At 70.7% G+C, this 23,112-nt stretch carries 24 protein-coding genes; 11 read left to right on the top strand and 13 right to left on the bottom strand.

All coding sequences use genetic code 11. The annotated features are described in order from the left end of the window. Window positions 1–20: 20 nt before the first annotated feature. From ACWF62_RS07720 to ACWF62_RS07705, 4 genes are read right to left on the bottom strand one after another with little or no spacing between them, the layout of a single operon-like run. Window positions 21–641: a TetR/AcrR family transcriptional regulator gene (locus ACWF62_RS07720; RefSeq protein WP_452629779.1), complete on the bottom strand. Its 621-nt coding sequence runs from the start codon at window positions 639–641 to the stop codon at window positions 21–23. A gap of 24 nt (window positions 642–665) precedes the next feature. Next, window positions 666–1,427, bottom strand: coding sequence for a 3-hydroxyacyl-CoA dehydrogenase (locus ACWF62_RS07715; protein ID WP_452629778.1), 762 nt, complete (start codon window positions 1,425–1,427; stop codon window positions 666–668). A 27-nt stretch (window positions 1,428–1,454) separates the two neighbouring features. Next, a complete protein-coding gene (locus tag ACWF62_RS07710; RefSeq protein WP_452629777.1) occupies window positions 1,455–2,648 on the bottom strand; it encodes a thiolase family protein in 1,194 nt (397 codons plus the stop codon). A gap of 44 nt (window positions 2,649–2,692) precedes the next feature. Next, complete coding sequence (locus ACWF62_RS07705) at window positions 2,693–3,496, bottom strand: crotonase/enoyl-CoA hydratase family protein (RefSeq protein ID WP_452629776.1); 804 nt, start codon at window positions 3,494–3,496, stop codon at window positions 2,693–2,695. A 170-nt stretch (window positions 3,497–3,666) separates the two neighbouring features. Here ACWF62_RS07705 and ACWF62_RS07700 point away from each other — a divergent pair, with 170 nt between their 5' ends. Next, window positions 3,667–4,635, top strand: a complete 969-nt coding sequence (locus tag ACWF62_RS07700; RefSeq protein ID WP_452629775.1) for an NADPH:quinone oxidoreductase family protein — start codon at window positions 3,667–3,669, stop codon at window positions 4,633–4,635. 24 nt (window positions 4,636–4,659) lie between these two features. Here the strand turns inward: ACWF62_RS07700 and ACWF62_RS07695 are convergent, their stop codons facing one another. The 6 genes from ACWF62_RS07695 to ACWF62_RS07670 all read right to left on the bottom strand — a co-directional run bounded on the left by ACWF62_RS07695 (window position 4,660) and on the right by ACWF62_RS07670 (window position 9,269). Next, window positions 4,660–5,289, bottom strand: a complete 630-nt coding sequence (locus tag ACWF62_RS07695; RefSeq protein ID WP_452629774.1) for a TetR/AcrR family transcriptional regulator — start codon at window positions 5,287–5,289, stop codon at window positions 4,660–4,662. Window positions 5,290–5,357: 68 nt separating this feature from the next. Beyond that, a complete protein-coding gene (locus tag ACWF62_RS07690) occupies window positions 5,358–6,137 on the bottom strand; it encodes an ESX secretion-associated protein EspG (protein ID WP_452629772.1) in 780 nt (259 codons plus the stop codon). Then, window positions 6,134–7,324, bottom strand: a complete 1,191-nt coding sequence (locus ACWF62_RS07685; protein WP_452629771.1) for a PPE domain-containing protein — start codon at window positions 7,322–7,324, stop codon at window positions 6,134–6,136. Before ACWF62_RS07685 ends, ACWF62_RS07690 begins: the two co-directional genes overlap by 4 nt. Before the next feature lie 30 nt (window positions 7,325–7,354). Then, the gene (locus ACWF62_RS07680; protein ID WP_452629770.1) at window positions 7,355–7,663 is read right to left on the bottom strand and encodes a PE family protein; all 309 of its coding nucleotides are present in this window, start codon (window positions 7,661–7,663) and stop codon (window positions 7,355–7,357) included. 113 nt (window positions 7,664–7,776) lie between these two features. Next, a complete protein-coding gene (locus ACWF62_RS07675) occupies window positions 7,777–8,127 on the bottom strand; it encodes a metallopeptidase family protein (RefSeq protein WP_378508529.1) in 351 nt (116 codons plus the stop codon). Then, complete coding sequence (locus ACWF62_RS07670) at window positions 8,127–9,269, bottom strand: septum formation family protein (RefSeq protein ID WP_452629769.1); 1,143 nt, start codon at window positions 9,267–9,269, stop codon at window positions 8,127–8,129. The genes ACWF62_RS07675 and ACWF62_RS07670 overlap by 1 nt, the downstream gene beginning before the upstream one ends. 125 nt (window positions 9,270–9,394) lie before the next feature. Here ACWF62_RS07670 and serS point away from each other — a divergent pair, with 125 nt between their 5' ends. Next, window positions 9,395–10,654 carry a serine--tRNA ligase gene (serS, locus tag ACWF62_RS07665; RefSeq protein ID WP_378508527.1) on the top strand — a complete coding sequence of 420 codons (1,260 nt, stop codon included), beginning with the start codon at window positions 9,395–9,397 and terminating at the stop codon, window positions 10,652–10,654. Window positions 10,655–10,757: 103 nt separating this feature from the next. After that, window positions 10,758–11,147, top strand: coding sequence for an ankyrin repeat domain-containing protein (locus ACWF62_RS07660; RefSeq protein WP_452629768.1), 390 nt, complete (start codon window positions 10,758–10,760; stop codon window positions 11,145–11,147). A 91-nt stretch (window positions 11,148–11,238) separates the two neighbouring features. Here the strand turns inward: ACWF62_RS07660 and ACWF62_RS07655 are convergent, their stop codons facing one another. Next, window positions 11,239–12,786, bottom strand: coding sequence for a Rieske 2Fe-2S domain-containing protein (locus tag ACWF62_RS07655; RefSeq protein WP_452629767.1), 1,548 nt, complete (start codon window positions 12,784–12,786; stop codon window positions 11,239–11,241). Window positions 12,787–12,938: 152 nt separating this feature from the next. Between ACWF62_RS07655 and ACWF62_RS07650 the strand changes: the two genes are divergently transcribed. After that, on the top strand, window positions 12,939–13,697 hold the full coding sequence (locus tag ACWF62_RS07650; protein WP_378508524.1) for a lysophospholipid acyltransferase family protein: 759 nt from the start codon (window positions 12,939–12,941) through the stop codon (window positions 13,695–13,697). Then, on the top strand, window positions 13,684–14,382 hold the full coding sequence (locus ACWF62_RS07645; protein ID WP_452629765.1) for a SanA/YdcF family protein: 699 nt from the start codon (window positions 13,684–13,686) through the stop codon (window positions 14,380–14,382). The genes ACWF62_RS07650 and ACWF62_RS07645 overlap by 14 nt, the downstream gene beginning before the upstream one ends. 70 nt (window positions 14,383–14,452) lie before the next feature. Here the strand turns inward: ACWF62_RS07645 and ACWF62_RS07640 are convergent, their stop codons facing one another. Continuing rightward, window positions 14,453–15,418: a hypothetical protein gene (locus ACWF62_RS07640; RefSeq protein WP_452629764.1), complete on the bottom strand. Its 966-nt coding sequence runs from the start codon at window positions 15,416–15,418 to the stop codon at window positions 14,453–14,455. Window positions 15,419–15,644: 226 nt separating this feature from the next. On the opposite strand from ACWF62_RS07640, the gene ACWF62_RS07635 reads away from it, so the two are divergent. From ACWF62_RS07635 to ACWF62_RS07610, 6 genes are all read left to right on the top strand, one after another. After that, window positions 15,645–16,727: an Ig-like domain-containing protein gene (locus ACWF62_RS07635; RefSeq protein ID WP_452629763.1), complete on the top strand. Its 1,083-nt coding sequence runs from the start codon at window positions 15,645–15,647 to the stop codon at window positions 16,725–16,727. Window positions 16,728–16,857: 130 nt separating this feature from the next. After that, the gene (locus ACWF62_RS07630; protein ID WP_378508519.1) at window positions 16,858–17,688 is read left to right on the top strand and encodes an HAD family hydrolase; all 831 of its coding nucleotides are present in this window, start codon (window positions 16,858–16,860) and stop codon (window positions 17,686–17,688) included. 119 nt (window positions 17,689–17,807) lie between these two features. Then, window positions 17,808–19,601: an Hsp70 family protein gene (locus tag ACWF62_RS07625; protein WP_452629762.1), complete on the top strand. Its 1,794-nt coding sequence runs from the start codon at window positions 17,808–17,810 to the stop codon at window positions 19,599–19,601. A 141-nt stretch (window positions 19,602–19,742) separates the two neighbouring features. After that, window positions 19,743–20,477, top strand: a complete 735-nt coding sequence (locus ACWF62_RS07620) for a hypothetical protein (protein WP_378508517.1) — start codon at window positions 19,743–19,745, stop codon at window positions 20,475–20,477. Between the two features lie 73 nt (window positions 20,478–20,550). Then, a complete protein-coding gene (locus ACWF62_RS07615; protein ID WP_378508516.1) occupies window positions 20,551–20,937 on the top strand; it encodes a hypothetical protein in 387 nt (128 codons plus the stop codon). Between the two features lie 62 nt (window positions 20,938–20,999). Beyond that, a complete protein-coding gene (locus ACWF62_RS07610; protein ID WP_452629761.1) occupies window positions 21,000–21,548 on the top strand; it encodes an RNA polymerase sigma factor in 549 nt (182 codons plus the stop codon). 27 nt (window positions 21,549–21,575) lie between these two features. Here ACWF62_RS07610 and ACWF62_RS07605 read toward each other — a convergent pair whose 3' ends face one another. After that, window positions 21,576–23,030 carry an alanine/glycine:cation symporter family protein gene (locus ACWF62_RS07605; protein WP_378508514.1) on the bottom strand — a complete coding sequence of 485 codons (1,455 nt, stop codon included), beginning with the start codon at window positions 23,028–23,030 and terminating at the stop codon, window positions 21,576–21,578. Window positions 23,031–23,112: the final 82 nt, after the last annotated feature.

Raw genomic sequence — 23,112 nt, 5'->3', positions numbered from 1 at the left:
GGTCTCCTCGCGGTAGGGGCTCAGGGCGATGCCGGATGGCCGACGATGCGCAGGGCGATGTCGGTGTAGCGGGCGGCGACGGCATCCGGGGTCAGCGGCCCGTCGATCTGGTACCAGCGGGCGATCGACTGACCCATGCCGAGTAGGGCACGAACCGTCTCGGGGATGTCGTCGACGGCGAACACTCCCTGCCGGGTGCCGTCGGTGACCAGGCCGAGTGCGATCAGTTCGAGTTCCTTGCGGGTGGTCGCGTAGGTGCGTCGGTTTGCCGGCGACAGGTGCCGCACCTCGGAGTCGAGCGCGGACTGCCTGGCGCGGTGCGTCATGTTCAACACGACCGCGTCGTAGAAGTAGGTGAACCGCAGCACCGGGTCCTCGCCGCCGTCGGCGACCGCGGACCGGCAGCGGCCGATCAGGTCACGGACGCTCGCGTCGACGATCGCGACGAGGACCGCTTCCTTGTTCTCGTGGTGGTAGTACAGCGCGGGCACCGTGACCCCGACCCGGCGGGCAAGCTCGCGCACGGTTGTTCCGTGAAAACCGTTCTCGTGGAACGCGTCAAGCGCATGGTCGAGGATGGGGCCGAGCCGCAGTGGCTCGAAGTCCCGCCAGGCGGTGGTGGTCGTCGGCAATGACGGCATCGGCCCCTCCTCGCGACCGGCGGGTCAGCGCGGGGCCATGCGGATGGCGCCGTCGAGGCGGATCGTCTCCCCGTTGAGCATCGGGTTCGACACGATGTGCGCGGCGAGGGCGCCGTACTCCGCTGGATCGCCGAGGCGCGACGGGTGCGGCACCTGGCCGCCGAGCGAACGCTGCGCCTCCTCGGGTAGCGAGCCGAGCAGTGGGGTCTTGAACAGGCCGGGCGCGATGGTGACGACGCGGATCAGCAGGGAGGCCAGGTCGCGGGCGATCGGCAGCGTCATGCCGACCACGCCGCCCTTGGACGCGGAGTATGCGGCCTGGCCGATCTGGCCGTCGAAGGCGGCGACGGAGGCGGTGTTGATGATGACGCCGCGCTCGCCGTCGACCGGTTCGGTCCCGGCGATCCGCTCGGCGGCGAGGCGGAGCACGTTGAAGGTGCCGAACAGGTTGACGTCGACGACCTTCTTGAACGCGTCGAGCGGGAAGACGCCCTGCTTGCCGACGGTCTTGACGGCGTTGCCGATGCCCGCGCAGTTCACCGCGACCCGCAGCGGGCCGAGCGATTCCGCGACGTCGAGTGCCTCGGCGACGGCCGCCTCGTCGGTGACGTCGGCGGCGGCGAACCGCACCCGGTCACCCAATTCCTTGGCAACCACCTCGCCGTTGGAGGCAGGCAGGTCGATGATGACGACCTGGGCACCGTCGGCGAGCAGGGCCTTGACGGTGGCGAGCCCGAGGCCGGACGCGCCGCCGGTGACGACGGCGACGCTGTCGTTGACGATCATGAAGGTCCTTTCGAAAGAGGGTGTGAGTCAAAGTCGTTCGATGATGGTGGCGTTGGCCATGCCCGCGCCCTCGCACATGGTCTGCAGGCCGTAGCGGCCGCCGGTTGCCTGGAGGTGGTGCACGAGGGTGGTCAACAGTCGGGTGCCCGAGGAGCCGAGCGCGTGGCCGAGGGCGATCGCACCGCCGAGCGGGTTCAGTCGGGCCGGGTCGGCGTTGAATTCGTGGGCCCACGCCAGCGGCACCGGGGCGAAGGCCTCGTTGACCTCGTATGCGTCGATGTCGTCGATGCGCAGTCCGGCCCGCGCGAGCACCTTGTGGGTCGCCGGGATCGGTGCGGTCAGCATGAACAGCGGGTCGTCGCCTGCGACGGCGAACGAGTGGAATCGGGCGCGCGGGGTCAGCCCCAGCCTGTTCGCCATCTCCTCGCTCATGATCAGTACCGCCGACGCGCCGTCGGTGAGCGGCGACGAGTTGCCGGGCGTGATCTGCCAGGGTGCCTCGGGGAAGCGAGCGGCGACGGCGTCGGTGCGGAACGACGGTCGCAGTCCCGCAAGGCCCTCGGCGGTGGTAGCGGCGCGGACGGTCTCGTCGACGGTGTGCGCGACGACGTCACCGGAGGCGGTGGTGACGTCGATCGGGACGATCTCCCTGTCGAAGGTGCCCGCGGTGCTCGCGGCGGCGGCGCGCTGGTGTGACCGGGCCGCGTAGGTGTCGAGGGTGTCCCGGTCGAGCTTCCACCTCGCGGAGATCAACTCCGCCGAGATGCCCTGGTGAACCAGGCCTTCCGGATACCGCGCGGCGATTCCGGGGCCGCTCGCATCCTGCCCGATCGGGGAGGTGCCCATCGGAATGCGGCTCATCGATTCGACGCCGCAGGCAATGGCGATGTCGTAGGCGCCCGCGATGACCCCCTGTGCGGCGAAGTGCGCCGCCTGCTGGCTCGATCCGCATTGCCGGTCGATTGTGGTGGCGGGCACCGAATCCGGGAATCCGGCGGAGAGCAGCGCGGTGCGGGAGATGTTCAGCGCCTGCTCGCCGACCTGTTGCACGCATCCGCCGATGACGTCGTCGACCTGCGCCGGGTCGATGCCATTGCGGTCGACGATGGCGCGCAGGACGTGGGCGAGAAGCTCGACCGGGTGGGTGCCGGATAGGGCGCCGCCGGTCTTGCCCTTCCCGGAGGCGAGCCGGACCGCGTCGACGATGACTGCGTTGGTCATGGGAGTTCCCTTCGGGACGTGGGGATCACGGTTTCGGTCATGCTTCAGCGCCCCTGCCAGATCGGTGCGCGCTTCTCGGCGAAGGCGGCCGGGCCCTCCTGGGCGTCGGCGCTGGAGAACACGACGCCGATCGCCTTCGCGTTGGCGTCCCACACCTCCTGCTCCCAGTCCGGCCCGAGTGCGGTCGCGTGGATCATTGCCTTCGACTCGCGCACCGCGAGCGGCGCGTTGGCGGCGATCGTCTCGGCGAGCTCGAGTGCGACCTCGAGGGCGGTGCCCGCGGGGGCGACGCGGTTGACGAGACCGAGGCGCCTGCCCTCGGCGGCGCTGATCGGCTCACCGGTGAGGGCCATCTCCATCGCGATCTTCTTCGGGATCTGCTGCTGAAGTCGGATGACGCCGCCTGCCGCGGCGAACAGGCCGCGCTTGACCTCGGGCAGGCCGAGCGTGGCGTTCTCGTCGATGACCGCGAGGTCGCTGGCGAGGACGAGTTCGGTGCCGCCGCCGAGCGCGAAGCCGTTGACGGCGGCGATGGTCGGCTTGCCGACCCAGTGCTGGACGTAGCCGGCGAAGCCCCAGCCCGGGTGGCCGTCCGCGTCGAGGGACTGGCCGGATCCGAGCGCCTTGAGGTCGGCGCCAGCGCAGAACGCTCGTCCCGCGCCGGTCAGCACGATGACCCGGACGTCGTCGTCGGCATCGGCCCGCTCGAGCAGGGTGCCGAGGGCGGTGGACAGCGCCGCATTGACCGCGTTCATCGCGCGCGGTCGGTTCAGGGTGATGAGGGCGACGTTGCCGCGGCGCTCGTACAGCGCCGCCTGCTCGGGCGGGGTGGACGGATCGTCGGCCATGGTGCTCCTCCGGTGACGGGAACTCGCAATTACTGAACGCTCGCTAAGACACCTATCACGCCGGTGGCGAGCGGTCAACGGTCGGCTTTCGCCCAGCGACCGCTCCGGTGCGTCTGGTACTGATGGGGAGGGTCGCGCCTGCGGCCGACAGTCGAACAAGGAGAGACGGCATGCGGGCAGTGCAGGTTGTCGAGGCGATCGGGCCGGACGGAGTGCGGGTCGTCGACGTTCCGGAGCCCGACCCGGCAGGCCTGGTGGTCGTCGACCTCGACGCGGCGGGCGTCTCGTTCCCCGACCTGCTCCAGACGTCCGGCAGTTACCAGGTGGTGCGCCCGGTGCCGTTTACGCCGGGCGTCGAGGGTGCCGGGACGGTCCGGGATGCGCCATCCGACAGCGGATTTCGCTCCGGCGACCGGGTTGCGGTGCTGGCGTTCGGCGGCGCATGGCAACGGACCGTCGCGGTCCCCGCGGCGGCGGTGTTCCGGCTCCCCGACGCGGTGTCGCTGACCGCGGGGGCCGGGTTCCTGATGAACTACTTCACCGCCCACTTCGCGCTCACCGAACGGGCCGGGTGCCGTCCGGGGGACACGGTCCTCGTGCACGGCGCCGCAGGCGGGCTCGGGACGGCGTCCCTGCAGGTCGCGGCCGCACTCGGGCTCGACACCATCGCCGTCGTGAGCACCGAGGAGAAGGGTCGGGTCGCCGCGGCCCATCGGGCAACGCACACGGTCCTCGCCGACGGGTTCAAGGGCGCCGTCACCGAGATCACCGGTGGCCGTGGCGTCGACATCGTCCTCGACCCGGTCGGGGGCGACCGATTCCTGGACAGCCTGCGCAGCCTCGCCGTCGGCGGCAGGCATGTGGTGCTCGGCTTCACCGGGGGTGAAATCCCCACCGTCAAAGTGAATCGTCTACTGCTGAAGAATATTTCGGTGCTCGGTGCCGGTTGGGGTGAGTATCTGCGGGAGGATCTCGGCTACCCGGCCCGCCAGTGGGCCGAGCTCGAGCCGCTCCTCGCGTCGGGCGTCCTGCGGGTTGCCGAACCGGTCCTCCACCCGATCGGCCGCGCGGCCGACGCGCTGCGCAGCCTCGAATCGCGGGGCGCCACCGGCAAAGTGGCGCTCGACCTCCGGCCGTGAGAGTGGGCTTACTCGATCCGGGTCCTACTTCACCCCAACGGTTTTCATTGCGATGGCGGCATACTTCCCCGCGACCTTCTCGGGGGACAGGGTGCCCTCCGCGTGGTACCAACGGGGGATGGACTGGCACATGCCGAGCAGCGCCCGGGTCGTCTCCGCGGGGTCATCGACATCGAAAACCCCACTGGCCGAGCCATCTTCGACGATTCGCAGCACGACCTGCTCGATCCCCTTGCGCACCGCCCGGTACCGCTGCCGGTTCTCCGCGCTCAGGTACCGCACCTCTCCCTCAAGCGATGCCAACCGCGCGCGTTGCGTCATCCGCAGAACGATCGCCTCGATCACGTTCGCGAGTCGCCGCACCGGATCGCCGCCGCCGTCGGCATCGGCGTCGTGCGCCCGCGCAAGCACGTCGGCCGTCGACAACTCGAGCAGGGCAATCAGCAGCCCTTCCTTGTTGTCATGGTGGTAATACAGCGCAGGCACCGTGACGCCGACCCGCCTGGCCACCTCGCGGACCGTGGTCCCGTGATAGCCCAGCTCGTAGAAGGCGTCGAGTGATGCCGACAGGATCGGGGTCAGTTCGACGTCGTCGAGTTGCCGCCAGCCGCCGGACGTCTCGACGAGAGCCGGCTCGTCGACGGGTTCACCCATTGCCCTACCAAACGTCTCGATCGCCACACGGTCACTGCACAGGATACCGGCCGCCGCGCCGCATCCCGTCAGGACGAGACGGCCCCGGCCCCTGCCAGTACCTCGCGGACGGCCTGCCGAACCCGAGCATCACCGCCCGGGCCGAGGGTGGACCAGGAGGACAGGTCGGCCGAGACGGTCGTGGTGCCGACGATGCGGCCGCAGGCGGTGTCGAACACCGTGACCGGGCCACCGACCCGGGTGGTGCCGTTGCGGCGCGTGACGGTGACGATCTCGGCGTGTGCCCGGCAGGAGGCCAATGCGTGCGCAAGCCGGTCGGCGTCCCGGTCCGCGGCGCCGAGGCCAGTCAACCTGCCCGCGACGGTCGATGGGTCGGTCACGTCCCGCAGCGCCGCGGACAGCAGCTCCGTCGGGGCACTGACGGAGCCGACCGCGAGCCCGCTGCCGCGCCCAATCAGCTCGAACACCAGGTCGGGGTCGGCGGCCGGAACCCCCGCGAGCACGTACTCGTCCGCGGCGCGCAGCGCGAGCACCGCACCGGCGGGCCCCTGCGCGAGGCAGCCCCGGAATACCTCGCCGCCGGTGTACCAGCGCACCGCGAGCTCGACGGCAGGCCGCGCCAACACCGCCACCCGGTCGACGAGGCACGGGTGCGGATTGTTGCCGCGCAGCAGGCCACGGGCGCGAAGCGAGTCCCTGGCTGCGCCGTCCGCTGCGGCGCGGGCGGTCGTCGTGTCGAACCGGGATCCGGCGGACAGCACGACAGGCAACTCGTCGACATCGAGCAGCCGCAGCACCAGGTCCAGTTCGTCGCCGCCGAGCACCGTCGACCCCACCCGCCCGGTCACCGGTCGCCGCCGATCACCGACGGGATCACCAGCCGGCCGTCGTCGAAGTGCTCGAAGCTCTTCAGGTAGTCCGGTGTCCGGTGCTCCTCGTCGTCCGTGGCGCGTCCGGTGCCCGCGCCTACCGGCGCGCCGACGGGTCCGGTCCGGGCCGCCGCATCGCCGGCGGCTGGCGCGGCCACCGGTTCGACGCCCGGCGCTGCGAGCGCCGCCGTGCCACGGCCCGCGACGGCCTGCGCCTCGCTGCCGCGGGCACCCCACCCGTCGGGGAGCGTGATCCGCGCTGCGCCGCCACCCGTGACGCCCGCTGCCGCGACCGATCCGACGGGACGGGGCCCGCCCCCGGTCCGCGGCGACATGGCACCGGCGGCCCCGCCCGCCCCCATCCCGCCGAACGCTGCCCCGCCGAACGCTGCCCCGCCGAAGACGGGGGCGGCGGCGGATGCCATTGAGGCCGTGGGCCCGGCGACGGCGCCGACCGCGGTCCCGGCGATCGTGCCGAGGTGCGACGCGGTCGCCGCCACTGCCGGGTTCTGGGCCTGCGTCAGTACCGCACCGAGCACCGCCTGCGCGGGAGTGACCGTGACGTCCGTGAGCGCAGGACCCTGGGGGACGGCGGCACGGGCTGGCTCCGCGGGCGCCGCGACCGTCCCGCCCGCGAGCGGGGGCGGCGGAGCGAAACCCTGCGGAACCGCCACGCTGTTGGACGCCGACTCGTACGCCTCCATCACCAGTGCGGCCCGCAGGTCCAGCGCCCGGTCCGCGGCCTCGGTGGCGGCGCCCGCGCCCGCCAGCGACCCACCGACCGTGTGCGCGGCCACCTGCGCCGCCTTGACCGCTGCGATCTCCGCGAGACTCGGCATCGTGGCCCGGGCCACGGTGTGCGCGGTGGCCTGGGCGCCCGCCTTCGCCGCGGTCTCCGCGGCCAGCACGGCGGCCTGCTGCGTCCACGCCTGGAACGGCGCCAACTTCGACAGCGCGGCGTCGGAGGCGACGCCCTCCCAGCCGACCCGCAACTCGGCCATCACCTTCGTGACGGTCGCGGTGGCGTCGGTGAGGCCGGTCGCGATCGCGGACCAGGCCGCACCCGCCGCCGCCAGCGGGGCAGGCCCAGGGCCCGCGTTCAGTGCGGTCGAGTTCCAGGTGGCCCCCCGCGGGAACCACACGACGCCGGTGAAGCCCATGGTCATGTCAACGCTCCTGTCGGTCGAGAGGTCGGGTCACATGCCCGCGGCGAGCGCGGCGCCGAACGACTGGTCCAGGCTCGCGTACTCGGCGGCCTGCGCGCGCAGCGTCGCTGCGGCAGACCACAGCTGGCCGATGCTCGCGGCCGCGGACGGCAGGAAACTGTCGGCGACCGAGGTGAAATATGACGCCGCCAGCACCGACACCTCTTCGGTGCCTGCGGGAGGCAGGTGCAGCGCGGGCGCGTTCGCGTCGACGGTGGCCTGCAGCCGCTGGGCGAGGGCCTCGAGCTGGGTGGCCGCGGAGAGCAGGGCGTCGGGTGAGACGAACACGTGTCCGGGCATGAGGGCCTCCTGGCAGGTTCGATCGAAATGATCCGTCAGGGGTTTTGGACGCGACCGGATCCCGGATGGTTCCCCGCGGCCGACATCCGTTCGCGTCGCCCGCGGATCCCGGGTCAGCCCCAGCCGAGTTCGTGCAGCCGGTCCTCTTCGATCCCGAAGTAGTGCGCGATCTCGTGGATCACGGTGATCGCGACCTCCTCAACGACCTGCTCCTCACTCCCGCACATTTCGAGGATCGCGTCGCGGTAGATCGTGATGGTGTCCGGCAGGGAGCCGCCGTAATGACTGTCCCGTTCGGTGAGGGCGATGCCGTGGTAGAGACCGAGCAGGCCCGGATCGTCCGCGTCGCGGCCGTCGACCAGGACGACGACGTTGTCGATTGCGGACGCCAACTCCGCCGGGATCAGGTCGAGCGCCTCGGAGACCAGTTCGTCGAACCTGGCCTCGCTCATGTGCACCGCCATCAGTTCTCCAGCGGCGCGGCACCGGGCAGCGGCGTCGGCAGCGAACGACCCTCGGGCAGCGGCGGCGGCGCGACCGGGGGCACGCCGTTGATCAGGATGTCGCCGGTCGCGGCCCCCACGATCGGTGCGAAGCCGCCCCCCTCGAGTTCCTTGCCGACGGAGCAGTTCACCTTGCGGCTGCCCGCCAGCCAGCTGCTCAGGTCCAGGTTGTCCCAGAACAGGGTGAGGGTCTTGTTCCGCAGGGCATCCGGTGACCCGAGGTACTCGGTCGCGGCCTGCGTGCAGGTCTCCTCCAAGTACTTGTCCTGGTCGGCGACGGCGGGGAAGCCGCCCGGGAACTTCGCGCCGAGATCGACCACCGAGATCACTTCGAAGGCGTGGGCCTGCGAGCAGTCCACCGGATCGGACGGCGCGCTCTGGTTGATGCCGATGCAGGTACCGGCATCCCATACCTTCGACTGATCCTGCCCCTGGACGGGGCCGGTGACCGCGAGGACGGTGCCGGTGGTGCTCGAGCGTTGCAGCCCGCACCGGATGGTCCGCTCGCCCGCCGCCCAGCCTGCCTCCCCCGGGTTGATCAATCCGACGCTGAACTTGCCGTGCGGGTCGAAGTGCGCGCCGAGGTACTCGGTGACGGCGGGGGTGCAGTGCTCGTCGCGCAACTGGGAGAAGCGCAGGACGCTCGGGAAGCGGGAACCCGGGCCGAACTCGGCACCGGGGAACACGCTCAGGTCCACCTCGGACGCCACCTCGAACAGGTGCTCGTCGTTGCAGTCGACCTTGGTGAGGTCGCTGGCGTCCGCCTCGCTCCACGACAAGCAGTCGCCTGCTGCCGCGGTGCCGAATGCCTTGCCCGCGACCGCGCCCGTCGCGAGCGGGCCACCGGCGTTGGCGTCGGGTCGCAGTTCGTCGCCGCCCTTGAATCCACCGGAGATGACGACCGTCGCGATCGCCGCGATCACCGCACCCAGCGCGACCGCGATCAGGGCGCGGCGGGTGGCCGTCGCGGACAGTTGCCTGCCGCCCGTCCACCGCTCGGCGGCGGCCCACCCGTCGCCGGACGCGGCATCGCCCCGGTCACCCTGCGGGGCGGCCGGGTCGGGTGTGGGGTCGCCGTCTGCTGCGCTGCGTTCGTCGGACATCGCCCTCCATCATGCCTGGCGGGGGCCGCGCGGTCGCCGACACACCGGAACCGAAATGAGGTGGACCCGACACTGGACCGCTCCGCGGCCGCCGGGCCGCACGCCGACCAAGTAGGGTTTCCGTCGTGATTGACCTCAAGTTCCTGCGGGAGAACCCCGACGTCGTCCGCCAGTCACAGCGCACCAGGGGCGAGGACCCCGCGCTGGTCGACGCGCTGCTCGCGGCCGACGAGTCCCGCCGCGCGGCGGTGCTCGCGGGCGACAACCTGCGGGCCGAGCAGAAGGCGCTCGGCAAGAAGGTCGGCAAGGCCTCCCCCGAGGAGCGGCCCGCGCTGCTGGACGGGGCGAAGGAGCTCGCGCAGCAGGTCAAGGACGCGGAGGCGGCACAGCACGAGGCCGACGCCGCGCTCGAAGCCGCGCAGCGGGCGATCTCGAACATCGTCCAGGACGGCGCGCCCGCGGGCGGCGAGGACGACTTCATCACCCTCGACACGGTCGGCGAACCGCCCGCCTTCGACTTCGACCCGAAGGATCACCTCGAGCTCGGCGAGTCGCTGGGCCTGCTCGACATGGAGCGCGGCGCGAAGGTGTCCGGCGCCCGCTTCTACTTCCTGACCGGCTACGGCGCTCTGCTGCAGCTCGGGCTGCTGCAGCTGGCGGCGCAGAAGGCGACCGCGAACGGGTTCACGATGATGATCCCGCCGGTGTTGGTCCGGCCCGAGATCATGCAGGGAACCGGGTTCCTCGGACAGCACTCGGAGGAGGTGTACCACCTCGAGCAGGACGACCTGTACCTCGTCGGCACCTCCGAGGTTCCGCTCGCCGGCTACCACTCAGGTGAGATCCTCGACCTGAGCGGCGGCGCGAAGCGGTACGCGGGCTGGTCGTCGTGCTTCCGGCGGGAGGCGGGCAGCTACGGCAAGGACACCCGCGGCATCATCCGCGTCCACCAGTTCGACAAGGTGGAAATGTTCACCTACTGCAGGCCGGAGGACGCGGACGCCGAACACCAGCGACTGCTCGGCTGGGAGCGGGAGATGCTCGCCGCGATCGAGGTGCCGTACCGCGTCATCGACGTCGCGGGCGGGGACCTCGGGTCGTCCGCGGCACGCAAGTTCGACTGCGAGGCGTGGGTGCCGACGCAGCAGCGGTACCGCGAGCTGTCGTCGACGTCGAACTGCACCACCTTCCAGGCTCGCCGCCTCGGGGTCCGCTACCGCGACGACAACGGCAAGCCGCAGACCGCCGCGACCCTCAACGGCACCCTCGCGACCACCCGCTGGATCGTGGCGATCCTGGAGAACCACCAGCAGGCCGACGGCTCCGTCCGCGTGCCCGCGGCGCTGCAGCCGTTCGTCGGGACGGACGTCCTGCGCGCCCCGTAGCCCCCGAGCTGTGACCGAATGTGGCACTCGGTCAGTCAGACTGACCGAGTGCCACATTCGCTCAGGCGGGGCGGGGCGGGGCGGGGCGGTAGCGTCGGGTGGTATGACCGACCACCCGATCGACCCGCGGCTGCAGGAGATCGCGGAGCGGGTGTTCGACGCCGCCCGCGCAGGCGACGCCGACGCCCTGACCGCCTACCTGGACGCCGGGGTCCCGGCAAACCTGACGAACGGCACCGGCGACACCCTCGTGATGCTCGCCGCCTATCACGGGCACGCGGCCGCGGTCCGGCTGCTCGCGGACCGGGGCGCGGACGTGAACCGGCTCAACGACCGCGGCCAGTCCCCGGTCGCGGGTGCCATCTTCAAGGGTGAAGAGGCGGTGGTGCGGGTACTCGCGGCCGCCGGTGCCGACCCGCGCGCCGGGCACCCGACCGCCGTCGACGCGGCGACCATGTTCGGGCGCGAGGACTACCTGGCATTGTGGGCGTAGCCGCCGAACGCGTCGCCCCGGTGGTTCCCTAATGTCACAGCGGATAACGCCAAGTGACCCGATGTGACATTAGGGAACCTTCGTTGGGGTACTACAGCTTGGCCGTACGGAGCTCGTGACCCTTGCTGGTCTTGCAGCGGCCGGACTCGAGGTCCCACTGCCAGCCGTGCAGGTTGCAGGTCAGGGTGTTGCCGTCGACGACACCGAACTTCGACAGGTCCGCCTTGAGGTGCGGGCAGCGGCGCTGGATCTCGTAGCCGCCGACCTCGATGGACGCGGTGTCGTCGTGCGCCTCGGCGAACCAGCCGTCCGCGTACGCGATCCGCTCGTCGGTCAGGCACTTGAAGAAGGTGTAGAGGAATTCGTTGTAGCCGCCGACCCGCCACGCCTCGAACCGGGTGGACAGGAAGATGGTGTTCACCCAGTCCGGCTCGTCGTCCCGCAGCACGGTCCGCACCAGCTCGGGTGCGATGCGGAAACCGTAGCGGTACTTGCCGTCTCCCTCGGCAGGCGCACGGACGGCGCGGTTCGGGAAGTCCAGCACGACGGTCTCGTCGCCCATCACCAGGCCGACCGGGTAGCCGATGCCGTCGCAGATCAGGTCGGACTGCGCCATGATCGGCTCGAACTTCGCCCTGAGCGGGCCGATCAGCGGTTCGCCGGACGCGGGCGCCCAGGATGCCTTCTCCGCCGCGATGACCGGCGCCATCCGCTGCGCCATGTCCTCGATGTAGGCGGCCTTGTCGGAGAAGATCGCGTCGACGTCGGCGTCCGGGATCGGGTGGCTCAGGGTGGCCTGCGCGCCGTGAATGTCGACCGTCGAGCCGGGGATCATCAGCAGGCCACCGTCGTTGCCGTGGATCCGCATCTGCTCAAGGAAGACGATCTGGTCGGGGAAGATGTTGCCCTCGTCGCCGTGGTCGTCGTTGAGGTCGCGCAGCGCGGCGTCGAGGAAGACCGGCGGGCCCGCGGACGGCACCACCCAGGTGGCGTTGACCTGCTCGATGTAGCTGCGGCAGCGGTCCATGCCGCGCTGCCGCTTCTGCTTGCCGAAGTTGCGCTTGGTGCCCGCCGGGATGTCGTAGACCATCGGGTACCAGATCGCGCCCGAGTACTGCAGCAGGTGGATGTCGATCGTGCCGAACGCCTCGTGCAACACGTCCATGTCGACGGGCCGGGCGTCGTTCATGTTGAAGCAGGTGGTCTCGCCGTCGGAAACGACCAGCCCGGAGTCGCCGATCGGGCCGTCCGCCGGGGCCCGCAGCGCGATGAGCATGACGTCCAGGTCGCCGTTCGGTCCCGGCACGGTGTGCTTGACGGAGTCCTGGGTCTCGAAGAACTTCGTGAAGCCGAGCTTCTCCAGCTCGCGGCGCAGGTCCGGCACCGGGTAGTCCGGCAGCAGCACCGTCGCGTCCTTGTTGACGTGCTTGGACAGTGTCTGCGGGTCGAAGTGGTCCTTGTGGAGGTGCGACACGTAGAGGTAATCGACGTCGCCGAGGGCGTCCCAGTCGAGCCCGGTGTTGTCGGGGAACGGGAACCACGACGCGAAGTAGGCCGGATTGACCCACGGGTCGCAGAGGATGGACCCCGCCTCGGTCTGGATGTGGAACCCGGCGTGTCCGACGCTCGTGACCTGCACTTCGAATGCCTCCTACGGTGATGCGACGCCTACCAGGGTAGGCGGCGGCGCAAACCGGGCCGGGTGCGCGCGGCCCGGTCGCCCGGATTGGGGTGTACATCACCCGCGAGCGCCGACGGACGCTGTGTGCGCCCACACACTAGGCTGGCCGCGTGGAACCCTTCTACAGAACGATCATCGGTGTCGCCCGCACGCTGTTCTTCGCGGAGGGGCTGCGGTTCACGATCAGCGGCGCCGAGCACATCCCGGCGTCGGGTGGTGCGGTGATCGCGATCAATCACACCGGCTACATGGACTTCACCTACGCGGGCATCCCGGCACGAGAAGTGAAGCGGTACGTCCGCTTCATGGCCAAGAAGGAGGTCTTCGACAACCCCATCGCCGGGCCGATGATGCGGATGATGAAGCACATCCCGGTAGACCGGTCCGCTGGCGCGGACTCCTATCGGGCCGCGGTCCAGGCGTTGCGTGACGGTGAGCTGGTCGGGGTGTTCCCGGAGGCGACGATCAGCCGCAGCTTCGAGATCAAGGACTTCAAGTCCGGCGCGGCCCGGATGGCGATCGAGGCGGGCGTGCCGATCATCCCGGTGGTGATCTGGGGTTCGCAGCGGGTGTGGACGAAGGGGCATCCGAAGCGGCTGGGCCGGACCAATACCCCGATCTCGATGGCGGTCGGCGAACCGATCGCCGCGGTCGGTCCGGCCGACGCGCTGACGGCGACGGTGCACGCGTCGATGGAGTCGACGCTGCACGCGCTGCAGGAGAACTACCAGCACCCGGCGGGGGAGTACTGGGTTCCCGCCCGCCTCGGCGGCGGTGCGCCCACCCTCGCGGAGGCCGATCGGATGGACGCGGAGGAGGCGGCGGCGAAGGCCGCGCGCCGGTCCGCGTCGGGCGGTGACGGGGCCTGACGGCGTGCCGGTGGATCGACGCAGGCGTCGCAGGCGGCTCGCACTCGGCGGCGGGGCCGTCCTCGCTGCCGGGGTGACCGCCGCGGTCGGGTCGATGGCGGTGATCGCGGCCGCCGCCGCCGGGCGGGTTCACGAGCCGGCCGACGCGCCGGAGGCGCCGGTGGTGATCGTGCTCGGCGCGAAGGTGCAGGACGGCAAGCCGATGTCGTTCCTCGCCGGCCGGCTCGACGTCGCGGCGGCCTTGGTGCGCGACGGCAAGGCCCGTGCGGTGCTGGTCTCGGGCGACGCCAACGGGACCTCCGGGAACGAGATCGCCGCAATGACCGGATATCTGGTCGATTCGGGGATCGACCGGGACCTGATCGTTGGGGACGATCACGGCCTGGACACCTACGACACCTGCGCGCGGGCCGTGCAGACGTTCGGGGTGACCCGCGCGCTGATCGTCAGCCAGGAGCCGCATGTCACCCGTGCGGTTGCGTTGTGCAGGCATGCCGGCATGGATGTGGACGGGGTCCGCGGCGACTGTGACTGCCGGACCATCACCGTCGCGCGGAACACCGCGCGGGAGTGGTTGGCGCGCCCGAAGGCGGTGCTGGACATGGTGTCCGGGCGACCGCCGCAGGTGGCGACACCGCCGACCGATGCGCTCGACCGCGCGCTGGCGTCGAGCGCCGGAGGATAGCCGAAAGGGCCGGTCCCGCAGGGGGACCGGCCCAGCCCGCCGGGCGTCAAGGATCGGGGAGGGGCTCCGGTTAGGAGCCGAGCAGCCCGGTCACCGAACCCATGTCGACGGAACCGAAGTCGAAGTCGAGGTCGGAGGAACCGCCGCCGATCGATCCGTCACCCTCTCCGGTGCCCGGGCCCGGGTTCGGGCCGGGATCGACCGGCCCGCCCTCGCCGACGGTGATCGTGGCGAGGGCCTGGCCGCCCGCGTTGACCGGAACGTCGTTGCCGGGGCGCTTGCCGTCCTTCGGGGTGCAGAACGACGGCGCGTTCTGGACGGAGCCGAGCGCGTTGGCGCGGGCAAGGAACGTGTCGTAGTTGGTGTCGCTGTTGTAGTTTGCGGCATCACCCGCGACCCGCACGGTGGGGGTGACGACCCCCTCGGCGAGCGCCTTGACGGTGACCGTGACGGCCGGGAGCTGGAACTGCGTTGAGCCGTCCGCGGTGGGGTTGCCCGCCATGTCGGTCTTGGTCTTCTCGACCGCGATGCCGCCGGGGGTGGTGGCGCTGGACTTCGGGCCGTTGGCGACCGTCTCGTTGTCGCCGGAGAGCCGGATGACCGTGCCCGCTGCGTCGGGGACGCCTGCCTCGTTGACGAGGATCGCGGTCGGCGCGACCCCGGTCAGTCCCTTCGACGTGCCGGGGACGACTGCGGCGGAGACAAATTCGGTGTTCGCGGGTAGATCCCAGTCGATCTTGAGGCGCTGGATGTCGACCGTGGTTGCGATGGATTCCTTGTCGGGCAGCGAGCTGACCGTCGGCTGGACGGTGTAGCTGAACTCGTCGCCCGCATTGACGGCGTCCGGCGCGGTGATGCTCATGCCGAGCGTCTGGGAAATGTGCTGGGTGAGAATCGCGCGCGCCTGGCAGGCTCCTGCGAACTCGATGGTGTTGGTTGCCGCGGCGGCGGGGGACGCCGACAGCAGGGCACCCGCCGCGACAGCGGCGGCCGCGGCGACGGGGACGGCACCACGACGGACGTGGGTCAGGGCCATGACTCTCCTCTTAGATAGTTGCTTCCGGAACAGAAGGAAAAAGTGTGATTCGGACCATAAACGAGAACTTGTTCATTAGTGTCCGAATCGACCGAAATCGTCGAAATCGCGTCTAGCGCCGAATGATGCGGCCAGCCAGAACCCCCGAATCGACACGTGTTGCACACCTGCCCCGTGTGCATGCTGCGCGTTGTCGGCCGCCACCCCACCCTCGAGGAGAGACCCCGTGATCAGACCATCCCGAATTCGCTGGGCCGTTGCCCCGGCCGCATCGGTCGTCGTGGCCGCAGGCCTGCTGCTCGCCGCGACGCCGGCATCCGCACAACCGGCCGTCTCGCCGCTCGGGGTGACCGCGGCCGACGAGGCGGGGACTCCGGTCACCGCCACCATCACCCAGCCCTCCTCGACGCCCGTCGCGGGCAAGACGACCACGATCAAGCTGGCCTTCGGCTCGAAAGTCAGCGGCAGCCTGGAGTGGCAGGTCGACGGCAAGCACGTGATGTGGAACGCCTACACCGGGGTCGACGTCGGGACCGTGACCGATTCCGCGTCAAGCAGCCTCTGGAATCATGTGTTCCTCACGCCGGGCGAGTACACCCTCACCGCACGCTTCACCGGCGCAGCAGGATTCGGCAACGCCACCGCCTCGACCACCATCACGGTCACCGCGGCGACCACCGCGGCGACGACCAGGACCACCGTGACCGCACCCGAGACCGCTGTCGCCGGAACGCCGTTCGCGCTTGCGGTCACGATCTCGCCGTCCGCGACGTCCGGCACCGTCCAATTCCGTGACGGCGATACCGACCTCGGCGCACCGGTCCCGGTTGCCTACGGCAAGGCGACCCTGACGGACGCGGTGCTGGCCACGCCGGGTGCTCACGCGATCACCGCGGTCTACAGCGGCGGCCCGTCGTTCGCTGGCTCCACCTCGGCCGCGGTCACCGTCACCGTCCCCGACATTGCCACCAGCACCGTCGTCACCGCCCCGGCGACCGCGACCGTGGGTACCGCGGTCGCGCTTCAGGCAACGGTGACCCCGGCGACGGCCGGCGGAACCGTGCAGTTCATGAACGGTGCCGTCCCGATCGGTGCGCCCGTCGCGGTCGTCGACGGTGTCGTGACGTTGTCGCACACGTTCGACACCGCGGGTGCGCACAGCATCACCGCCGTCCACACTCCGGGCGAAGGCCACGCCGGTTCCACCTCCGCCGCCGCAACCGTCACCGTGACGGCCGCCGAATCCGGCGGCTCCGCCGACTTCGGGTCGCTCGACCTGGGTTCGATCGGCTCACTCTTCGGTTCCTGAGGTCCGTTCGGGTGACCGGGTCGGCGAACCGCCGCCCGGTCACCCGCGGCCGGATCCGTGCTGCGTGCCGCCGGACCGGATGCTCCGAGGCGCCCGGCGCCGGTGCCGCCGCTGCGGCAAGATGGGTGCAGTGCACGATCACCGCGATTCCAAACCCGAACTGATCGCCAGCGACGTCGACGGGACCCTCATCGACGACGACGAGCAGGTCAGCGCCCGTACCCGTGCCGCCGTGCACGCCGCCCTCGCCGACGGTGTGCCGTTCGTCCTGGCCACCGGGCGTCCGCCGCGGTGGATCGGCCCCGTCGTCGACGGCCTCGATTACGCCCCACTTGCGGTGTGCGCCAACGGCGCCGTCCTCTATGACAGCAACACCGACCGAGTGCTGCGTGCCGAAACCCTGTCTGCCGGCACCCTGTCCTGGCTCGCCGACCTGACTGAGGATGCGCTCCCCGGGTCCGGTCTCGCCGCGGAACGGGTCGGGGCCAGCGCCCACGATGCCGCAACACCGCAGTTCGTCAGTTCCCCCGGCTACGAGCATGCCTGGCTCAATCCGGACAACACGGAGATGTCCGCGGAGGACGTGCTCGCCCACCCGGCGGTGAAGTTGCTGATCCGGCTCCCCGGCATTGCCAGTTCGCACATGATCGCCCGCCTCGCCCCGCTGGTCGGGGACCGGGTCGACCTGACCTATTCGACGAACAACGGGCTGATCGAGGTCTCCGCCCCCGGCGTGACGAAGGCGTCCGGGCTGGCCGCGCTCGCGGAACACCTCGGGGTCACCGACTCCGCGATCATCGCGTTCGGGGACATGCCGAACGACGTTCCGATGCTGACGATGGCGCGGCATGGTGTCGCGGTGGCCAACGCCCACGACGACGCGATCGCGGCGGCCAACGAGGTCACTGCGTCAAACGCCAACCACGGCGTGGCCCGGGTGCTCGAACGGTGGTGGAACTGAACCCGGCCCGAACACCCAGCTCAGAGCCGCCGGACCGCCGGATCGTCCGGGACCTCGGCGCCGCCGGGCGCGGCATCGGTCGGGTGGTAGTGTGCCGCGAGCGACGAACAGGGGGCTTGATGACCACGCCGGACTGGTTGCTGAGTATCGACTTCGGCACCTCCAACACCGCGGCAGCACATTCCGGCGCGACGAGCGGGCGGGTGGAGACCCTCGCCCTATCCCATGCGAGCAATCTGATGCCGTCGGCCGTCCACGTCGAGACGCCGGACCGGATCGCCGTCGGTGAGGTCGCGGCCAATGAGGCCACCCGCAATCCCGCCGGTTATCTCCCCGCGCCGAAGCGCCTGATCGGCGCGCCGACGATCGCGGTGGGCGGATTCACGGTGCCCACCTTCCTTCCGGTCGCGGCCGTGCTCCGCAGCGTGCTCGACCGGGCGGTCGCCGCGCACGCGGGGGTGCCGCCGTCCGGGGTGGTGCTGACCCATCCCGAGGCGTGGTCACCGGAACAGATCCAGGTGCTGGCCGACGCGGCCCGGCACGCCGGAATCGACCCGGCGCGGATCACCTTCATCTCCGAACCCCGCGCCGCGGCACAGCATTACAGCCGATCGCACACCCTGCAGCCGGGTGCGAAGATCGCCGTGTTCGACTTCGGTGGCGGCACCCTCGACGTGGCGGTCCTCACCGTCGACGAGCGGGGCGGCTTCCGGGTCATCGCCGCCCGCGGCGACAACGGACTCGGCGGCAAGAACGTCGACGCCCTCGTCGCCCGCTGGGTGGACCGGCAACTCGACGACCGCGACCCCGACCTGCGGGAATACCTGCGGCGCGGGGCACCGATCGACGTGCGGCACGCGCTGGACGAGTCGGTGCGACGCGCGAAGGAACTGCTGTCGGAGGCACCGTCGGCGACGATCACGGTGACCGGCAACGGGACGCGGGAGACGCTGCAGATCACCCGCGGCGAGTTCGACGAGCTGATCGCGCCGACGGTCGACCGGGCGGTGCACCTGACCCGCGAAACCCTGCTCGACGCCGGGGTGACCGCACCCGATCAGCTTGCCGCGCTGTACCTGACCGGCGGGACAGCGCGAATCCCGTTGGTACACGACCGGCTGCGGGCCCTCGGTCCCGTCGCCACGCTCGACGACCCGAAGACGGTGGTGGCGCAGGGAGCGCTAACCGGTCTGTCCGCCGCCCCGCCGCGTCCGGTCCCCACCGCCGCCGACCTCGCACCGACCCCGCGGGAGGAGACCCCCGCCCCGACCCGGTCCCGGCGGCCCAGCCGCACCCTGCTGGTGGGTGCTGCCGCGGTAGTCGTCATCGGCGGAGCGGCCGCTATCGGCGGAATGCTGATGCGCGACACCGGGGAGTCGGCCGACGCTGCCCCAACGTCGGCGCAGACCACCGGGGGATCGGCACCGTCCGGCGCGGACGCGACCTCGTCGGCGCCGGTCACCAATGCGAACGGTGATGCCGTCGCGAAGGAGGTCGACCAGGTCCTCGCCGCGGTCCCCACCACCCTCCGGTCGGATCTGGCCGACTGCGAGAACGGTCACCTGGTCACCGATAACGGTGGCGTGCAGGTCATGTGCAGCCTGGACGAGTCGGGCGATCTCGCCGGACTCACCACCCCGCCGTGGAACAGCGTCACGATCTCCCTCGACCAGGCCGAGGCGCGGAAGGACATCATCGGTGCGCGGCGGGGGTCGCTTGAGGGACCGAACAGCACCCTCGTCGAGAGCATCGACCGGATGTCGGCCGCGGATATTTCCGCTCCGGACCCGGCGGACGGGCTCGTCGATGTCACGACCGTGAACACCAACACGGGTGTGCGGGTGACCGTGCGGGATGTGAACGGCGTCGAGGATGCGAAGAAGTTCCTGTCCCGCTCCGGTCTGGTGAACTGAGCTTCCCCAGCTGGACGGGGCGGAGGGTGGGGTTCCCGCCCGCCGGAGATTTGTTTCGGATCGTCGGGAACATTGTCGGCCCGGCCCGCATCTCATTGTCGACAGCGCACGACAGAGCTTGCCGACAGAAGGGCCGAACCGATGTCCGACACCACCGCAACCACCCCCTCCACCACCGCGGCGACCGAGTACCCGACCCCGGCGACCGGAGCCGCGGCGCAGGACGCGGCAGCCCCGAGCACGCCGACCGCCGAGGCGACCTCGCCGCAGCCGGCTCCGACGTCGGTCGCCCGCGACGTGGACGGTGACGGCACCGTCGACGTCGTCCACTCGACCGACGCCGCGGGACACACCGTCACCGCCCACCTCGACGACAACGGGGAGATCACCCTGGTCGAGGCGGACACCGACGGCAACGGCACGTTCGACACCGTCGCCACCGCCGCGCCGGACGGCACGATCGTGGTCGGGCAGGACGCCGACGACGACGGCCAGGTGGACGTGATCGCGCACTACGACGCCGACGGCAGCCTGCGCCGGGTGGACACCCTCGAGGACGGTCGGCTGGTCGAGTCGACCTTCGACACCGACGGGGACGGGGCCCCGGACACCGTCAAGTCGGACACCGACGGGGATGGCCGCGCGGACAGCGTCGGGGTCGACTCGGACGGCGACGGACTCATCGACACCGTCATGATCGACACGAACGGCGACGGCTACACGGACATCCTCGCCGTCGACAGCGACGGCGACGGGGTGGAGGACTTCCGCCTCAACGCCGAAGACATCCCCTCCGACCCGGGGTACAGCACCGACCTCGGCGCCCCGGATCAGGACGCGGCCGGCTACGACACCTCGGCCGACGCCGCCTTCTGACGCGGCTCCCGCGTCGTGGTCTCGCTACCATCGATGACAGCGTTCCGCCCACCCACACCCCGGGAGTGACAGCATGCAGGATGATGACGACGCGGTCGGCGCCCTCCTCGCTGCCCTGCAGGCCGATTCGGCCGACGGTCCCGCTCCCGGGGTGTGGGAGGAGGCGTTGGCCGCCGCGTTCGCGGCGGAGCCCGGTGCCGCCCCCGCCGATCTGGTTCCGGTGATGGACGACGACGCGGTGCTGGTCGACGAGGACGAGCTGGTCCTCACCGACGACGACCCGGCCACCGAGGTGACGGCCGGGAACGACGCGGCGGGCGCTGCCGACGACCCGGACGATCCCGACCTCGATGGTGGGCCCGCCGCGGAGGAGCCGTTCACGACGGCCGACGACGCAGCGGCGGACGCCGACATCGATCTCGGTGAACCGGACAATCTCGACGGAGATTCCGGCTGGTGAACGTCCGGGTCGACGTGCCTCGCTACGATCATCCGGATACGCGAGACGCGGGGGGACGCTGAATGGACGACGTGACGCTGCTCGTGCAGGCGCGTGGTGGCGATCAGGCGGCGTTCGCGCAGCTCGTCGAGCGCCACCGCACCCACGTCTGGGCGGTGTGCCTGTCGACAACCGGCAACCGCCACGACGCCGAGGACGCACTGCAGAACACCCTGATCGCGGCGTGGCAGCATCTCGACCGGTTCCGCGGCGAGGCACGGTTCGGGACCTGGCTGCACCGGATCGCGGTCAATAACGCGCTGATGGTGGTGCGGAGCCGGAAACCGGACACCGACCTCACGGACTTCACCGATGCGGACGTGTCCGTCACGTTGACCGACGACGGCCCCGGCCTCGACGAGTCGATCGCCACCCGTGACGAGCTCCGGAGTGCGCTGGCCCGGCTGCCGGAGGACTTTCGAACGGCGCTGATCCTCCGCGAGTTCGGCGATCTCACCTACGCCGACATTGCCGAGCATCAGGGCGTCGGCGTGCAGACCGTGAAGTCCCGATTGAACCGGGCGAGAAGGCAACTCGCGCAGATCCTCGGCGAGTCCACGCGCGGCAGCTGAGCGTCGGGCCGCGCGCGGACCGCGCCGTCACCGCTCGCTGACGACCGCTCCCGGGGTGTGCCACACCGAGTCGGGGAGCTCGCCGGGCAGGTCGGGATTGTCCCGGTCGGTGAACACCGGGTCGAGCCCGGCGCTCACCTGCCGGTCGTAGTCCCGGAACGCGCCGAACGCCCACTTGCCGAGCAGCACGATCGCGACCAGGTTGACGATCGCCATCAGTGCCATCGCCACGTCGGCGAGCGCCCACACCGCGGCGAGCGCCATCACCGACCCCAGACCGACACCGGCGAGGACGAGCACCCGGAACACCTGCAGGGTGCGCGGGCCCGCCCCGAGGTAGGTCATGTTCACCTCGGCGTACGAGTAGTTGCCGATCACCGAGGAGAACGCGAACACGAAGATCAGCACGGTCATCAGCCAGGTCGACCAGGAGCCCAGCTCGTGCTGCACCGCCTGCTGCGTCAGCGATGCGCCCATCCCGGATCCGGTGACGCCGGGTTGGTACACCTCGGGACCGGCCATCATGATGATCATCGCGGTCGCGGTGCACACGATCATCGTGTCGACAAACACGCCGAGGGCCTGGACGAAACCCTGCTTGACCGGGTGCGAGACGGTCGCGGTCGCGGCGGCGTTCGGGGCGCTGCCCATGCCCGCCTCGTTGGAGAACAGCCCGCGCTTGACGCCGTTGAGCATGGCCGCGGCGATGCCGCCGGTGATGCCTGCCGCCGCCTCGCCGATCCCGAAGGCCCCGCCGATGATCCAGCCGAACACCTCGGGGACCCGGCCGATGTTGATGACGATGATGACCAGCGCGAGCAGGGCATAGGCCCCGGCCATGACCGGCAGCACCAGTTCGGCGACCTTCGCGACCCTGCGGATCCCGCCGAACAGCACCGGTGCGGCGAGCAGCATCAGCACCAGCGCCGTCCACTTCTGGTCGACGGTGTGCGCCTGCGCGAGCACGTCCGCGATCGTGTTGGCCTGGACCATGTTGAACGCGAACCCGAAGGTGAGCACCAGCAGGACCGCGAACAGCAGCCCGCCTGCGCGTGAGCCGAGCCCGCGCTGAATGTAGTAGGCGGGTCCGCCGCGGAAGGCGCCGTCCGGGCCGCGGACCTTGAACAGCTGCGCCAGGGTCGCCTCGACGGCGGCGGTGGCCATGCCGAACAGGGCGACGCACCACATCCAGAAGATGGCGCCGGGGCCGCCGAGGGTCAGCGCGATCGCGACACCCGCGATGTTGCCGGTGCCGACCCGCGAGGCAACCCCGACACAGAACGCCTGGAACGAGGAGATCCCGCCGCCCGCCCCGGACCGGGACGCGCCGAGCTGGCGGACCATGGCCCCGAACTTGCGGAACTGGACACCGCGGGTGCGGACGGTGAAGTACAGCCCGGCCCCGATCAGCAGGTAGATCAGCACATAGGTGTAGAGAACGTCGCTGACCGGGTCGATGAAGCGCTGCTGGATGAAGTCCACTCGACGACAGTAGGGCAGGAGCCCCCGCCGACCGGGTATCCGGTGACCGGCCGGTCGCCGCCCTAGCAAATGTGCGATGGGT

The sequence above is a fragment of the Rhodococcus sp. NPDC054953 genome (assembly GCF_053609225.1).
Note: the sequence above shows the minus strand (reverse complement) of the source record. Positions and strands in the feature narration are given on the sequence as shown.